Genomic DNA, 14,077 nt, shown 5'->3' with positions numbered 1-14,077 from the left:
TAACAACCTCCCTTAGAATTCCAACACCTCATTATCCCCGAAATTCTCGTAAGATGAGGTGATGACTTTTTCGCCGGGCTCGAGGCCTTCCAGTACTTCAAAGTACTCAGGATTTTTACGGCCCAGGGTGATCTTACGGCGTGAGGCCTTGCTACCATCTCCGTTGACAACGTATACCCAGTTGCCACCGGTGTCGGAGAAGAAGCCGCCCACGGGTAGCAGAGTAGCCTTGGAAGGCTGGCCCAGCTGCAGGCGAATCGGGGTAGACTGGCCACGCTTGATGCGCTCGGGGGCTCCCTGCACAAAGCTCATATCTACTTCAAAGCGTCCGCTGCGTACTTCAGGATAGATCTTTACGATTTCGAGTGGAAAGGTCTTGCCATCAAAGTCCATGGAGGCGCGGAGGCCAACGAAGATACGGGAGATGTAGTGTTCGTCAATACCGACACGCATTTTGAAGCCATCCAGGTCATCGATCTGACCGATGTTCTGGCCCTGGTTGATGTTTGAACCTACCTCTACGTTCATAGAAGACAGCAGACCGGATACCGGCGCCTTCACCACCAGGTTATCGAGCGTCTGGCGCCACAGGCTTACGTTTTTCTGGGTATTGGCCAGGGTACCTTCCAGCTGGGTGATCTGCATCCTGGCGTTTTCCTCCTGATACCTCTGCGATTCTACCTCAATTTCGCGCTGCTTGGTCAGGCGCTCAAACTCCCGCTTGGTTTTCAGGTAGTCAGCTTCAGGAATTACTTTGTCACGGAACAGCTGCTCATTACGACGGTGGGCATCACGGGCCTGGTCGATCTGAAAGTCCAGTTCGCTCAGAGTCTTTTGCAGGTTAAAGCGTTCTACTCTCAGGCGCTGACGGGTATTCTGCAGGTCGTTGACGAGGCGGCTGGCTTCGGTTTCGGACTGTAGGAAGTTGAGCTTCAGACTCTGGTTTTCGAGGCGGAGCAGTACATCACCCTGCTTGACCATATTACCGCCCTCAACGAGCTTCTGGGTTACGTACCCTCCTACGATCGCATCCAGCTGGATGGTCTTCAGGGGCTGTACCACACCGGTCACGGCGATAAATTCATCAAACTCGCCCTGCTTTACCGTAGATACCGTGAGCTTATCTACCTCTACGTTCAGCTTACTGCGTTTGTCGGCAAATAAGAACTGGTATATAATAAAGCTTGCGAGCAGCACACCTATGACTGTACCACCAATACGACGGCTGTTCCAAAACTTCTTGGGCTTGATGCGATCCATAGAGCTAGAATTATTCTCGACGAAGCCGTTTTTGGGAGTACCAAAAGGGGGTGTTTTAATTTCCATTGTATTATGAATGTCTTTATGTATGGCTAAATAGGTTTGTCAATCTGTTAGGTCTCTATACCCAATCCCCGTGCCAGAACAACAGAAACCGCCTAATTTGCTGTATTTCAGCCATATCTTAATTTTTACCCCCTACTGGATTGTTCATTATCGGACACTTTTGTTCGCTGCCGAACAAAGCCTTTTTTACTACATTTGTGTAAATTGTTTAGTGCTAGTCGCTTAAGCTCTGTGGCAAGTATAAGGAATAGTTTTTGCACTCTCCTGCTTGCACCAAAAGCGGCTCGTACTGATCCGGACCCATACTCATGCTATCATTCATGCAACTCTCCCAATCCAAAATCCTTATCATGGACGATGACGTGGACGTACTCAGTGCGGCCAAGTTATTACTGAAACGTCACGTCAAACAGGCCGATATCGAGAAGAACCCCGAACGCCTTCCCTTCCTGGTTACCAACGGAGCCTACGACCTTGTCCTTCTGGACATGAACTTTACCCGTGACGTCAGCAGTGGGCGCGAGGGCTTTCAGTGGCTGGATCGCATCCTGGACATAGCTCCCGAAACAACCGTCATTATGATCACAGCCTATGGGGATGTAGAAATGGCGGTCCGGGCTATCAAAGCCGGCGCGGCTGACTTTGTACTTAAGCCCTGGGAGAACGACAAGCTACTGGCTACGATCGAGAATGCGCTGCAGAGCCGCAAGGATAAGTCAGGTAACGGTGAAGACAGGAAACCCGAAAAGAAAGCATCGGATACGTCTATCATAGGTAGTAGTGTGGCCATGCAGCAGGTACTGGATACCGTAGAGCGTGTAGCGCCTACCGATGCCAACATACTGGTACTAGGGGAGAACGGTACCGGTAAGAGCCAGCTGGCCCGCCACATTCACCAGCTCTCCAGGCGTGCCGATAAGCCCTTCGTGACCGTAGACCTGGGTGCCCTGAGCGAGTCTTTGTTCGAGAGCGAACTCTTTGGTCACGTCAAAGGAGCCTTTACCGACGCCAAGGAAGACCGCCCCGGACGATTTGAAGAAGCGCAGGGAGGTACCATATTCCTGGATGAGATTGGCAACCTGCCCCTACCCCTGCAGGCCAAGATGCTGACGGTGATTCAGGAGCGGCGTATTACGCGCGTAGGCTCCAACAAACCCATACCGGTAGATGTCCGGCTCATCTGCGCTACCAATCAAAATGTGGATAAGATGGTAGCCGACCGGCAGTTCCGGCAGGACTTGCTCTACCGCATCAATACCATCGAACTGGAACTACCACCCCTGCGCGAGCGTCCGCAGGATATAGCCCCGCTGGCCGAGCACTACCTCAAGCAGTTCCGCAAGAAGTACAGCCGTCCGGTATCGTCACTGAGTGCCGCGCTGGTTAAAAAAATGGAGCAGTACAACTGGCCCGGCAATATCCGTGAGCTGCAGCACGCCATCGAGCGGGCGGTGATTCTGTCGCAGTCCAATGCGCTCCAGCCGGAGGACCTGTTCCTCAAGAACACAGGTCCGGAGCCAGCCGCTGCCACCGGATTTGATCTGGAAGAAATGGAAAAGAACATGATTGTTAAAGCCCTCAAACGCTATAACGGCAACATCACTGACACGGCCCGCGAGCTGGGCCTGAGCCGGGCTGCCCTGTACCGTAGGATGGAAAAATACGGACTCTAAGCCTCTAACTCTGCGCACCCTTTTATGCGTCATTTTTCTATTGGCATCTTTTGGCGGGTAGGTCTCCTGATCCTCTGTGGTATGGGACTGGGTTACCTGCTTGTACAGGAGCCCCGCTCCTGGCTACTCATCTGGATACTGGGGCTGATTACCCTGCAGGTGGGGCGCAGTGTTTATCTATACGTCACCTCATTCAACCGTAAGTTTGTCCACTTTCTGGAGTCGGTACGGTACTCCGACTTTGCCATTAAGTTCCGCTCTGATAATGAGATGGGGCCCACCTTCCGGGAATTGAATCAGCAGTTCAACGAAGTACTGGGAGCCTTCCGGCAGGCGCGGGCTGAGAAGGAGGCCAACCTGCAGTACCTCAACGCCATCGTACAACACATCGGTACGGGCTTGATCTCTTTTGACGCCAACGGGCAGGTCAACCTGATCAACAACGCCGCGCTACGTATGTTGGGCATCTACCGCCTGCGGCAGCTGAGCGAGCTACAGGACACCCACCCCCGACTTTACGAGCTCCTCTCTGATCTGGAGACGGGCGTTAGGGAGCTATATAATACCCCCAATGACCAGCCCCTGGCCGTACAGGGTACCGCCATCCAGCTACAGGGCAACTGGGTACGCATCGTGGCTCTGCAGAACATCCGGACGGAGCTCAACCAGAAGGAGGTAGAAGCCTGGCAGAACCTGACCCGGGTACTGCGCCACGAGATCATGAACTCCCTTACGCCTATTCTGTCGCTGGTAGGTACCATGCGCCTGATCGTGAATGAAGATATTGAGAAAAGCACTACTGATCAGGAAGCCGTAAGTGATCTTAAGGAAGCCTTGTACACCCTGGAAAAACGCAGTCAGGGTATGATGCAGTTTGTAAATGCCTACCGTGACTTTACTACCCTGCCTAAGCCTAACCTAGCTCAGGTAGAGGTGCGTGATCTGCTGCGCGATGTCATCCAGCTACTACAGGCCAACCTTACTTCCGCCGGGGTACTATGGCAGGTAGACGTAAAACCGGAAAACCTATCCATTCGGGCCGATTATGACCAGTTGCAGCAGGTACTCATCAACCTGGTCAAGAATGCTCTCGAGGCTTTCAGCAAACAGTCCCATCCGCTCATCGAGCTCATAGCGTATTCACCCGATAACCAATCGGTGATTATTGAGGTCAGGGACAACGGCGACGGCATTGAACCCGAGGCCCTCGAGAAGATATTCATCCCCTTCTACACGACCAAAAAGACCGGCTCGGGTATTGGGCTGAGTCTGTCACGGCAGATCCTGCAGCAGCACGGCGGACAGCTTACTGCCCATTCGGAAGTAGGGGAAGGAACGGTTTTTTCAATGGTACTCTAGAATCTTTCTCTGCCACATTCCAACCATGTTGGCAGTAATGAGATCATAGATAAAAACTGAGTACATATATGAAAAAATTAGCCATACTACTTCTGATAGGAGCAAGTACCATAGCCTGTCAGGAAGGATCCATAAATAAACAGGGGGATCAGGGAATCAGGTACAAGGAGACCGTTACGCTGAATGAATCTCCCAAAGCTACGCTGACGTTTTCGGAAGTGGAGGATAGCCGGTGTCCAGAGGGTGTACAGTGTGTATGGGCAGGAAATGCTACAGTTGATCTGACGCTTACCTCAAGTATCTCGGCCAGCAATGAGCCGGAACTGGTCAAGATGTGTCTGGGGGATTGCCGTACGCTATACCCCAAGAACCCCTACCGCACCGCCGATACTCTCAACTATACCCTGGCGGGACAGTCGTATCGCTTTATACTGAAAGCAGTAAATCCGTCACCCAAGGCCGATAAGGAAGTAAAAAAAGAGGACTACACGATCACGTTGGGAATTGAGAAGATGTAGTAACGATACCATACATAATCACACCTGTATTTCCACACTTTTATAGAGCCACACTAGCAGAAAAGCCGCTTTGAAGCGGCTTTCTTGTTTATACTGCAATGTGCTTTATTACCCGGTTATCCGTGCCACGGTTTCAAACCGTGGCACGGGTCAGGAGCCGGTTCAGTCTTGTGTCAGAATCATGCCTTAACTACTTATATTTAGGCCGTAACTAACAGTATAGTCTTTCCCCATGAAGAATAAAGTACTTGTCTGGATGCTCGTCGTAGGTATAGCCGCCTGTCAGGAAGTCTCTATTTACAGGAATGAAGACTTGAAAATCAAATACAAAGAAACAGCTCAGCTTCCTCCCTCTATTACCTTGACCTTCCGGGAAGTAGTTGACAGCAGATGCCCACTCAATGCTTACTGCTTACAAACAGGTAACGCAGTTGTTACCCTGGAGATAAAGCCCATAGGTTCTTCGTCTGCCAGTCCTCAGGAGGTAGAGTTATGTGTGGGGGCATGCTCGTCTGATGCGCCAGATACCACTTATATCAATATAAACGGCACCCGTTATAAACTCACGCTACTGGAGGTGGCACCTTATCCCAATTTTTCCAAGAGTCTTACTCCCAAAGAAGAGTACAGCATTAAGGTGAAGCTCCGGAAGAGTCCGAAGTAAAGCTAACTACCTCCATAAACACCCGTGGCACGGTTTGAAACCGTGCCACGGGTACTTCGGGTACTTAAGAGATTATTCGTTCCCCTCAGCCAGTTTGCTCTTCTTATAGCCGTAGCTGAAATAGATCACCAGCCCGATCACCAGCCAGATCACAAAGATCAGCCAGTTGGAAGTACCCAGCTCCGTCATCAGGTACAGGTTAGTCAGGATGCCCAGTACCGGCAGAAGCGAGAACTTATGGCGGAAAGCCAGTACCGAAAGTACCAGCCAGGTAATCCAGAAGAAGCCCAGCAGTGGCTTATCAGCCACAGATTCGCCCAATGTACCAGATGATAAAGTAAACCCAAAGGCAATCACGAAGAGTACCCCTACGATGAATTGTCCATTAACATAAGGTACTTTAAACTGCGACTGCCGCGAGATACCCGAATGATCCATATACAGTACTCCGGCACATACCAGTATAAAAGCGAAGAAAGTACCTACACTGGTAAGGTCTACGAAAAAGTCCATCTTGAAGAAAAGAGCGGGCACCGCCACGACAATACCCGTTACGATGGTGGCGAAGGAGGGTGTTTTGTACTTCGGGTGAATCCGGGAAAAAGGCTTCCAAAGCAGGCCATCACGGCTCATGGTCATCCAGATCCGGGGCTGTCCCAACTGGTACACCAGCAGGGCACTGGTAATGGCCACCACCGCACTGACGGATATGACACCCGCCATAAAGTCCAGACCAATGTACTGAAATACAAACGCCAAAGGATCGTCGACATTAAGCTCTTTGTAATTGACCATTCCCGTTAGTACCAGCGTAATCAGTACGTAGAGCACCGTACAGATCAGCAGGCAGTAGAGCATAGCCCGGGGCAAATCACGCTGTGGGTTTTTACACTCTTCGGCCGTGGTGGAGATGGAGTCAAATCCAATAAAAGCGAAGAATACGGCGGCTACACCACTCAGTACTCCCTTCATTCCATTGGGCGCGAAAGGCAGCCAGTTCTCCGGCTTGACGTAGAAAGCCCCGGCAAAAATCACCAGCAGTACTACCCCTATCTTGAGCACCACCATAATATTACTGGCCGTCCGTGACTCCTTGATACCAATGTACACCAGCGCCGTCACGAGTACCGTGATCAGCCCGGCCGGCAGGTCCAGGATCATACGCATACCCCCGAGTTGGGGAGCGGTCTCGTAGGCCCGGGCCGCCTCACGCTCTGCTATGGTCAGTGCATCTGCTCCTACCGTCTGTAGCCTGGCGAAAGCATCGGCGGCCGATCCGGGATCAATGGTCAGGTAGGCGGGCAGGTGCAGCCCGAACCCGGCCAGCATACTCACGAAGTACTCCGACCACGAAATAGCCACTACCATGTTGGAAACGGCGTATTCCAGGATAAGCGCCCAGCCGATAATCCAGGCAAACAACTCGCCAAAGGTTACGTAGGCGTAGGTATAGGCACTACCCGATACGGGTACAGTACTGGCAAACTGCGCGTAGGAAAGAGCCGTAAATACGCAGGCAATGGCGGTAAATACGAACAGGAGTGACACGGCCGGTCCGCCGTTGAAGCTGGCCAGACCAATGGTACTGAATATCCCCGCTCCTACTATGGCCGCAATACCTAGCGATACCAGATCACGCACCCCGAGCACTTTTTCCAGACCGGCCCCTGTATCGGCCTTTTGGGTATCACTAAGAATTTTAGCTACTGATTTTTTACGAAAGAGAGAGGAATTATTTGCCATGAAGTGATTTAAATTTTATCTGTCTTGTCAGAATCGATTGGCTAAATTAACTATAATCCTGTTTGTAGATAGAAATTGCTCCCGAAAACATACTTTTAAATGCCATAGTGGCCTCATGTACAGGAATAAGCCGTTCTTAGTACATTTGCATAACCTCAATCCTTAAGCCATTGCCTTTCCCATGAAACTACCATTATTGAGCCTGCTGACCGCCACGCTGCTTTACGTTTATCCGGTGCTGGCACAAAGTACTATTAAATATACCACCGCCCAGGCCCACTCCCATAACGACTACGAGCAGGCCGAGCCCTTCTGGAAAGCCTATAACCAGCAGTACGGCTCCATTGAAGCGGATCTGATCCTGCGGAATGATACCCTTTATACCGCCCACGATCTTAAAGACATCTCCCCCAGCCGCACCTTCGCTTCGCTGTACCTCAACCCGATACTGGCTCAAATAAAGAAGAATGGTGGCAGCATTTATACAGATAAAAACACGCAGCTCCAGCTACTGATCGACTTCAAGACTCCCGCTGAGCCCACTATGACAGTTCTGATCAGGGAACTGGCCCCCCACGCAGACCTTCTGGCGCCGAAGGGCTCGGTCCGGATCGTCATCAGCGGTAATACGCCCGCTCCCGAACATTTTGGACGGTACCCGGACTACATCTCTTTCGACGGCAGGCCCAACATCACCTACACCCCTCAGCAGCTCGAGCGCGTTGGTCTCATCAGCCAGTCGTTCCGCAACTACTCCCGCTGGAACGGTACGGGTACCCTGCCGGAGCCGGACCGGGCAAAGCTTCAGCAGGTGATACAGCAGGCACACGCGCAGGGTAAGAAGTTTCGCCTCTGGGCTACGCCCGATACCCACGAAGCCTGGGCCACTCTTAAAAGCCTGAACGCCGACTTTATCAATACCGATAAGGTAGTGGAGCTGGCAGACTATCTGAGAAAGTAAGGGGTATGTACTCACGACTACTCGCTATAATCCTGCTTCTGTCAACGACGGTTTACGGACAGATTGACCTCCAGAAGCCTTTCCGGGAGTGCGGTATGGAGGGCAGCACTACGATCTACGACTACAAAAACCGGAAGTGGATCTATAGTAACGAAGCCGATAGCCAGATACCTACCCTGCCCGCCTCTACGTTCAAGATCATCAACTCACTGATCGTGCTGGAAACGGGGGTAGTCAGGGATGAGAATGAGGTAGTACCCTGGGTGGGCAAAACCGATACCGTCCTGTACGGCTACCGCCCGGACATCTACCACGACATGACAATCAAGGAAGCTTTTGAGAAATCAGCGGGATGGGTGTACGTGGAACTGGCGAAAAAAGTAGGAAAAGACCGCTACCTCGACTACCTCAAACGGTGCGGCTACGGCAATCAGGACCTGTCGGGCAGCGAAGGGGCTGACTTCTGGAACTTCGGAAATTTTGCTATTTCACCCGCTAATCAGGTCTCATTCCTGCGCGACTTTTACGAAGAGAAGCTCCCTTTCTCCAAACGTACCTTTGAGATAGTCAAACAGATCATGGTATCGGAACGCACGGACAACTACACCCTCCGCGCCAAGACCGGCTGGACCCGCTACGGCGGCAAGGATACAGGCTGGTGGGTAGGCTACGTGGAGCGGAAGGATAATGTGTACTTCTTTGCTACCCGATTGATCAAACCCCGCAGCACACCTAACCGGAGGTTTGGCACTTGCCGCATTGAAATCACCAAAGCGATACTGCGGCAGCTGCAGGTACTTGATTAGTCAGGTACCTGCAGCTGTGTACTACTCTGTATGTAGGGCAATAGCAGATGGCTACTTGTTCTTTACAAACCGGAGGTTAAAGCGGTACTCGGGACTATCGCTGTTATCATAAAATGACATATTGTGGTTAAGCCCATTGGCACTTTCCATGATACTCATGGTTTGTCCACCGACGGTCCAGTACTCGCTGATGTCCCCGTCCTGCGGAGCCGCCTCCCTAAAGCAGTACCCACCGGGGTAGGCGTTGAAGCCGGAGGCATTGGTACCCGCCACTTTCCGCCAATTGATAACAGAAACCAGTTTTTTGAGAGCATCCTGGTTGGTAGCCCGGTCACCGGTAAATGTTACCCCCTGCGATTGAGCCAGCTTCTTGTAATCTTCTATTGTGGGCATTCGCCAGCCGGCGGGCAGGGGCACCGCTTTTGCTTCTTCATATGTGTAGTAGCGCCCGTATTCGGGCTTTTCGTTGTTGGTATTGTAGGCGACTCCCCCCTTGCCCGTATAGTTGGCAGCCGTCCAGGTCAGATCTCCAATCGTAACCGTCGGGTAGGCTTTCCCGTCAATAAGAACTGAGCTGGGCTGGGGCTGAGGTTGCGGTTGGGGGTCATCCTGAGTGCGGCAGGATGTTAACAGAATGGCTAGCAGGAAGGCCGCCAGCGCAGTACTACGTGATATGTAATCTTTCATGGCTTATGGTAATAGTTATAGTATCTCTAAGACCCACTGCCACATAAATGGTTGGATAGTAACCAAACAATACAAGTAATCCTCCGTAAACCACAATATAGTACAAAATAGCGCTAGTCCTGAGCAACTATGTATATCAGGTCAGCTTCACCGAGAACAGGTCCCTTGAGCGGTAGTAGATCCATGAAACCACCCCGATGGTAAAGACGCCTCCCAGCACTACCGAGGGAACAGTCCCCATCAGCTTGGCCGCCAGTCCTGACTCAAAGGCCCCCAACTCGTTGGAGGAGCTTACGAACATACCATTCACGGCCGCTACCCGGCCCCGCATCTCGTCGGGCGGAAACAGTTGCAGGATGGTCTGCCGGACTATGACACTGACGCTATCGCAGGCACCGGTCATAAACAGGGCCAGGCACGACAGCCAGAAGTCAGTAGATAAAGCAAAGACAATAGTAAATACGCCAAATCCACCTACGGCTATCAGCATATTACGCCAGGCATTGTGCGTGGGCGGGAAGTACGCCATGGTAAACATGGTCAGCAGTGCCCCCACCGACGGCGCCGCCCGCAGTACCCCCAGCCCCTCAGGACCTACACGCAGGATATCCTCCGCAAAAACAGGCAGAATAGCTACCACGCCTCCAAACAAGACCGAAAACAAGTCCAGCGAGATAGCGTACAATACGATACGGGTACGGAATACAAAGCGGAAGCCCTCTTTCAGGCTTTCAAACAGCGGCGTAGTGGTTTTGACAAAAGCAGGGAGTGTTTTGATAAACGAAAGCAACACCAGACATACCACAAAGCTGCCTATTACCACCAGTAGGGTATGGGTAAGGCCGATGTAGGCGTACAGGAAGCCGGCGATGGCGGGCCCAAGTATGGCCCCGGCCTGCCAGAAAGAGCTACTCCAGGTAGAGGAGTTGTGATAGATCTCCCGCGGTACCAGAAACGGCTTAAGGGAAGAGGACGCCGGTGAGTAAAACCCCTTGGAAAAGCCAATCAGGAAAAACGCCGAATAGATCAGTACCATTTGCTCCCGAAACGTAAGGTCATCCATAAATCCCGGTTGAAAGATGAGGTACAGTACTACTGAGCTCATAATAATAACCGACAGACTGATACGCATGATGGTGGTCTTGTTGTACTGGTCGGCAATGTGGCCCCCGAAGAGCGAGGTACAGATAAAGGGTATGACCTCGGCCAGACCGATCAATCCCAGCGACAGCGGGTCGTGGGTCATCTTGTATAGCTCATAGCCTACGATTACCTCCTGGATCAGAATGGTAGCCGTAAACAAGGTACTATTCGCAATAAAAAAGCGGAAGTCGGGATAGCGTAAGGCCGCGTAGGCGTCGTTGGATCGGGTTGGTTTCAATGCTAATGCTACAAGTGAGAACAATTCGGGCTTAGTACACAAGATGTACCTGCTGCTGCACTTCAGAGAAACAACAAATTATCACCTTAGTTCACCATCCAGTACTTTGAATTTTAAGGTACTGCACGCTTTCCTATGTTTTGTATTTATCGTTACTTGCCTGCTGATTGTAATTTCATCCTCATTCTTCAAAAACACACTTTCACCAATTCATACCATTTCCATGTTACCCAAAGTAAAAATCTGCTGCATCAGCAGTATCGAAGAGGCACGCCTGGCCGTACAGTACGGCGCTTCGGCACTGGGTCTGGTGGGTCGTATGCCCAGCGGACCGGGTGTAGTGACCGACGAGCTTATCGCTCAGATTGTCCCCACCGTACCACCGCCCATCGCTACCTTCCTGCTCACCTCCGAAACCACGGCCGTCGATATCATAGCGCACCAGCGCCGGGTCCATACCAATACCCTCCAGCTGGTCGATGCCGTATCCGAAGGTACTTACCAACTCATCCGGCAGTCGCTGCCTTCGGTCAAGATCGTGCAGGTCATCCATGTCATTGACGAAAGCTCCGTCGAAGAGGCCCTGATGGCGGCCCAGGAGGTAGATGCGCTGCTGCTGGACTCAGGCAACCCCAAGCTGGCCGTGAAGGAACTTGGTGGTACCGGGCGCGTCCATAACTGGTCGCTGAGCCGCCGGATCGTTGAGCAGTCGGCAGTGCCGGTATTCCTGGCGGGTGGACTGAGAGCCGAGAATGTACAGGAGGCATTGGATACGGTGCAGCCGTTCGGCCTGGACCTATGCAGCAGTGTCCGTACAGATGGAAAGCTGGACGGAGCTAAACTGGAAGCCTTTTTCAGAGCCGTTGGGTATTAATCAGCTAACATTTACGTACAGCACCGGTTATTGATAAATGAATTAACTTGTAAAATTCTGTCAGGCTGAGCGGACAGAGCCGCCTGGCGGTCGAAGCCCGGGCTTCGACTCCGCTCAGCCTGACAAACCTAATTGATTTTATAGCATTTCAACAACTCTACATACCTAATCAATAAGAAGGTATAGGACTAATTTCCTTAGAACGATATGCAACTTACCAATGCAGTGGCGCTGGTCACGGGTGGCGCTTCGGGCCTGGGTGAAGCCACTACCCGCCTGTTTGTGGACCAGGGCGCACAGGTAGTGATCCTGGACCTGAACGAAGAGCGCGGACTGGCGCTCGAAAATGAACTCAGCGGCAAGGTACGCTACGTAAAAGCCAGCGTCACCGATGAGGCCGCCGTACAAAACGCCATTGATACCGCCCGGGAGCTGGGACCGCTTCGGATCGTGGTCAACTGCGCAGGAGTGGCCGAAGCCCGCAAGACCATCGGTAAAGTGGGCGACACCGTAGGTCCTCACGCGCTGGATGTATTCCAGAAAGTCATCAATATCAATTTGGTGGGTACCTTCAACGTCATCAGGCTGGCGGCTTTCGCGATGAGCACCAACGAACCCAATGGCGAAGGAGAGCGCGGGGTGATTATCAATACAGCTTCGGTAGCCGCTTTTGACGGACAGATTGGTCAGGCTGCCTACTCAGCCAGTAAGGGAGGTATCGTAGGTATGACCCTGCCCATAGCCCGCGACCTGTCGCGGACGGGTATCCGGGTCATGACCATTGCACCGGGACTTTTCGAAACGCCGCTGCTGGCCAGTCTTCCCGAGGAGGCTCGTATCTCGCTGGGCCAGCAGGTACCCTTTCCGTCACGCTTGGGCCGGCCTTCTGAATACGCTCTGCTGGCCAGATCCATCGTTGAAAACCCTATGCTCAATGGCGAGGTAATTCGGCTGGACGGAGCCATCCGGATGGCCCCCAAGTAGCAAAAAGAGGCAGTCTGCACCTATAACTCATTAGTAAGCAAATAGCTATGCCGCAGCTATTTGCTTTTTTTATTTTTTTAGTTTAGATTCATACTCCCATTGTATAAGTAGTAGGGATAAGGTAGCCAATAGGTCAGGTGGAAACCCTTTTTGCCAGGTTCTCTTTTACATCCCCTGACCACTTTATCCCTTTTCTTATTAATCCCTATTAGCCAGTAGCAGTAGCCTTATAAGGTACCACACCCAGGAAAGTCCGTTACGCGTAAGTACTGATTCTCACCTCTCACTACCTCATGATAAGACTACTCCCGCTTGGGCTACTATGCCTGCTCTGTGCGTTTACCCCCGTGACCGTTACTACCTGGTCTGTCAAGTCCTACTCGGTCAAATGCAAGATTCGCAACGCGGGCATCCCTGTCACAGCTACTTTCACTGACCTGCAGGCCAACCTACGCTTCGATCCCAGCCGCCCCACCGAAAGTACCCTTACCGCATCGCTGGGAGCCAATACCATCAAGACGGGTGTAAGTCTGCGCGACTACCAACTCCGGAGCCGCAACTACCTCTACGCCGACAAGTACCCACGGCTGCTGATGCAGTCAAAGCAGATCAGGGCCGTTGGGAAGAACAGCTACGTAGGCCAGTTTGACCTGACCCTCCGCGGAGTCACCAAAGTCGTGGAAGTACCTTTCAGTTTTGTTCAGCAGGGTAATCTGGTTACCTGTAAGGGTAAATTTTCTATTAACCGCCGGGATTTTGGCGTAGGAGGATCCAGTCTCATCCTGGACGATAAGGTGGATATCGTGGTGGAAGTTACCGGCAGCGACAGCAGCAAGGAGCCCGGACCACCCACCGCACTACCCAAAACCTGATTTAACTCAGCAAGCGTATGCCCGGACTCGCCGGAACCGAACGAAAGAATATAGCACCCGGCTTAGCGGTGTCTATTGTACTCAAGCAGGATCAGCGCACCGGCAAGCTCACCGAAGGCGTAGTAAAGGACATCCTGACCAAGTCGCCCCACCACCCGCACGGCATCAAGGTACGCCTGGAAACGGGCGAGGTAGGCCGCGTGAAGGAAATCCACGATGAGGAGTAATG

At 52.1% G+C, this 14,077-nt stretch carries 14 protein-coding genes; 10 read left to right on the top strand and 4 right to left on the bottom strand.

Annotation, left to right across the window (positions count from 1 at the left end):
* Positions 1 to 12 precede the first annotated feature (12 nt).
* Positions 13 to 1,260 (bottom strand): efflux RND transporter periplasmic adaptor subunit, encoded by a 1,248-nt coding sequence (locus tag JTN23_RS05880; RefSeq protein WP_247233143.1) that lies wholly within the window; start codon positions 1,258 to 1,260, stop codon positions 13 to 15.
* Between the two features lie 374 nt (positions 1,261 to 1,634).
* Between JTN23_RS05880 and JTN23_RS05875 the strand changes: the two genes are divergently transcribed.
* From JTN23_RS05875 to JTN23_RS05860, 4 genes are all read left to right on the top strand, one after another.
* Positions 1,635 to 2,999, top strand: coding sequence for a sigma-54-dependent transcriptional regulator (locus tag JTN23_RS05875; RefSeq protein ID WP_247233044.1), 1,365 nt, complete (start codon positions 1,635 to 1,637; stop codon positions 2,997 to 2,999).
* Between the two features lie 24 nt (positions 3,000 to 3,023).
* Positions 3,024 to 4,358, top strand: a complete 1,335-nt coding sequence (locus JTN23_RS05870; protein ID WP_247233043.1) for a sensor histidine kinase — start codon at positions 3,024 to 3,026, stop codon at positions 4,356 to 4,358.
* Between the two features lie 68 nt (positions 4,359 to 4,426).
* The gene (locus tag JTN23_RS05865) at positions 4,427 to 4,876 is read left to right on the top strand and encodes a hypothetical protein (protein WP_247233042.1); all 450 of its coding nucleotides are present in this window, start codon (positions 4,427 to 4,429) and stop codon (positions 4,874 to 4,876) included.
* 232 nt (positions 4,877 to 5,108) lie between these two features.
* Complete coding sequence (locus tag JTN23_RS05860) at positions 5,109 to 5,540, top strand: hypothetical protein (RefSeq protein WP_247233041.1); 432 nt, start codon at positions 5,109 to 5,111, stop codon at positions 5,538 to 5,540.
* A gap of 72 nt (positions 5,541 to 5,612) precedes the next feature.
* On the opposite strand, the gene JTN23_RS05855 is transcribed toward JTN23_RS05860, so the two are convergent.
* On the bottom strand, positions 5,613 to 7,283 hold the full coding sequence (locus JTN23_RS05855; protein WP_247233040.1) for an amino acid permease: 1,671 nt from the start codon (positions 7,281 to 7,283) through the stop codon (positions 5,613 to 5,615).
* 181 nt (positions 7,284 to 7,464) lie between these two features.
* Between JTN23_RS05855 and JTN23_RS05850 the strand changes: the two genes are divergently transcribed.
* Together JTN23_RS05850 and JTN23_RS05845 are read left to right on the top strand one after the other, a co-directional pair.
* Entirely contained in the window at positions 7,465 to 8,244 is a 780-nt protein-coding gene (locus tag JTN23_RS05850) for a phosphatidylinositol-specific phospholipase C/glycerophosphodiester phosphodiesterase family protein (protein ID WP_247233039.1), read from the top strand.
* Positions 8,245 to 8,249: 5 nt separating this feature from the next.
* Positions 8,250 to 9,050 carry a penicillin-binding transpeptidase domain-containing protein gene (locus tag JTN23_RS05845; RefSeq protein WP_247233038.1) on the top strand — a complete coding sequence of 267 codons (801 nt, stop codon included), beginning with the start codon at positions 8,250 to 8,252 and terminating at the stop codon, positions 9,048 to 9,050.
* Between the two features lie 51 nt (positions 9,051 to 9,101).
* Here JTN23_RS05845 and JTN23_RS05840 read toward each other — a convergent pair whose 3' ends face one another.
* Complete coding sequence (locus JTN23_RS05840) at positions 9,102 to 9,737, bottom strand: FISUMP domain-containing protein (RefSeq protein WP_247233037.1); 636 nt, start codon at positions 9,735 to 9,737, stop codon at positions 9,102 to 9,104.
* A 136-nt stretch (positions 9,738 to 9,873) separates the two neighbouring features.
* Positions 9,874 to 11,118 (bottom strand): MFS transporter, encoded by a 1,245-nt coding sequence (locus JTN23_RS05835; RefSeq protein WP_247233035.1) that lies wholly within the window; start codon positions 11,116 to 11,118, stop codon positions 9,874 to 9,876.
* A 223-nt stretch (positions 11,119 to 11,341) separates the two neighbouring features.
* Here JTN23_RS05835 and JTN23_RS05830 point away from each other — a divergent pair, with 223 nt between their 5' ends.
* The 4 genes from JTN23_RS05830 to JTN23_RS05815 all read left to right on the top strand — a co-directional run bounded on the left by JTN23_RS05830 (position 11,342) and on the right by JTN23_RS05815 (position 14,075).
* Positions 11,342 to 11,992: a phosphoribosylanthranilate isomerase gene (locus JTN23_RS05830; RefSeq protein WP_247233034.1), complete on the top strand. Its 651-nt coding sequence runs from the start codon at positions 11,342 to 11,344 to the stop codon at positions 11,990 to 11,992.
* A 207-nt stretch (positions 11,993 to 12,199) separates the two neighbouring features.
* Positions 12,200 to 12,976 (top strand): 3-hydroxyacyl-CoA dehydrogenase, encoded by a 777-nt coding sequence (locus JTN23_RS05825; protein ID WP_247233033.1) that lies wholly within the window; start codon positions 12,200 to 12,202, stop codon positions 12,974 to 12,976.
* A gap of 293 nt (positions 12,977 to 13,269) precedes the next feature.
* Positions 13,270 to 13,848 (top strand): YceI family protein, encoded by a 579-nt coding sequence (locus JTN23_RS05820; protein ID WP_247233032.1) that lies wholly within the window; start codon positions 13,270 to 13,272, stop codon positions 13,846 to 13,848.
* Between the two features lie 17 nt (positions 13,849 to 13,865).
* Positions 13,866 to 14,075, top strand: coding sequence for a YwbE family protein (locus JTN23_RS05815; RefSeq protein ID WP_247233031.1), 210 nt, complete (start codon positions 13,866 to 13,868; stop codon positions 14,073 to 14,075).
* The last annotated feature ends 2 nt before the right edge of the window (positions 14,076 to 14,077 follow it).

The sequence above is a fragment of the Telluribacter roseus genome, assembly GCF_017355915.2.
Lineage (GTDB): Bacteria > Bacteroidota > Bacteroidia > Cytophagales > Spirosomataceae > Telluribacter.
The sequence above is the reverse complement of the archived record's forward strand: the minus strand, read 5'-3'. Positions and strand labels throughout refer to the sequence as shown.

Coding starts and splice junctions, on each gene's coding strand:
- JTN23_RS05880 (WP_247233143.1), bottom strand. CDS start 1,260: ATGGATCGCATCAAGCCCAAGAAGTTTTGGAACAGCCGTCGTATTGGT.
- JTN23_RS05815 (WP_247233031.1), top strand. CDS start 13,866: ATGCCCGGACTCGCCGGAACCGAACGAAAGAATATAGCACCCGGCTTA.
- JTN23_RS05855 (WP_247233040.1), bottom strand. CDS start 7,283: ATGGCAAATAATTCCTCTCTCTTTCGTAAAAAATCAGTAGCTAAAATT.
- JTN23_RS05850 (WP_247233039.1), top strand. CDS start 7,465: ATGAAACTACCATTATTGAGCCTGCTGACCGCCACGCTGCTTTACGTT.
- JTN23_RS05865 (WP_247233042.1), top strand. CDS start 4,427: ATGAAAAAATTAGCCATACTACTTCTGATAGGAGCAAGTACCATAGCC.
- JTN23_RS05870 (WP_247233043.1), top strand. CDS start 3,024: ATGCGTCATTTTTCTATTGGCATCTTTTGGCGGGTAGGTCTCCTGATC.
- JTN23_RS05840 (WP_247233037.1), bottom strand. CDS start 9,737: ATGAAAGATTACATATCACGTAGTACTGCGCTGGCGGCCTTCCTGCTA.
- JTN23_RS05845 (WP_247233038.1), top strand. CDS start 8,250: ATGTACTCACGACTACTCGCTATAATCCTGCTTCTGTCAACGACGGTT.
- JTN23_RS05830 (WP_247233034.1), top strand. CDS start 11,342: ATGTTACCCAAAGTAAAAATCTGCTGCATCAGCAGTATCGAAGAGGCA.
- JTN23_RS05875 (WP_247233044.1), top strand. CDS start 1,635: ATGCTATCATTCATGCAACTCTCCCAATCCAAAATCCTTATCATGGAC.
- JTN23_RS05825 (WP_247233033.1), top strand. CDS start 12,200: ATGCAACTTACCAATGCAGTGGCGCTGGTCACGGGTGGCGCTTCGGGC.
- JTN23_RS05820 (WP_247233032.1), top strand. CDS start 13,270: ATGATAAGACTACTCCCGCTTGGGCTACTATGCCTGCTCTGTGCGTTT.
- JTN23_RS05860 (WP_247233041.1), top strand. CDS start 5,109: ATGAAGAATAAAGTACTTGTCTGGATGCTCGTCGTAGGTATAGCCGCC.